The organism is Bowmanella dokdonensis (genome assembly GCF_017254865.1).
Classification (GTDB): Bacteria; Pseudomonadota; Gammaproteobacteria; order Enterobacterales; family Alteromonadaceae; genus Bowmanella; species Bowmanella dokdonensis.
This window is the reverse complement of record NZ_JAFKCV010000161.1, coordinates 1-370: the sequence shown is the minus strand read 5'-3', so window position 1 is coordinate 370 and position 370 is coordinate 1. Positions and strand designations below refer to the sequence as shown.

The following is a 370-nucleotide window of genomic DNA, read 5'->3' as shown; positions in this document are numbered from 1 at the left end:
GCAAAGATGGCAGCACCTTCCCCATGCATTTAAGTGTCGGAGAGGCACATACCCAAGAAGGCCGTTTGTTTGTTGGTATTTGCCACGACCTAAGCGAATTTAAAGGCCTGCTGGAACAACTCAGTTCGGCCGAACGGCGCTATAAAGATATTATCCAGTACCAGCGGGAGTTTATCTGCCGGCTAAGCAGTAGTCTGCGGCTTAGCTTTGTTAATAATGCGTTCTGTGAACAATTGGGGTATCAGGAATCCGAGGTGTTGGGGATTTCCTTGCTGGAGTTTATTCATGAGGATGACCGACACAAGGTGGAGTCGATCCTGACCCGTCTGCGGGCTGAGCAAGATGAGGCCAGCTTGAGTTTGTCCTGTGC

1 protein-coding gene is annotated in these 370 nt (G+C 50.3%); it reads left to right on the top strand.

The features are described from left to right. Nucleotides 1–23 precede the first annotated feature (23 nt). On the top strand, nucleotides 24–370 hold a 347-nt coding region (locus tag J0A66_RS22040; protein ID WP_206575983.1), incomplete at its 3' end, for a PAS domain S-box protein.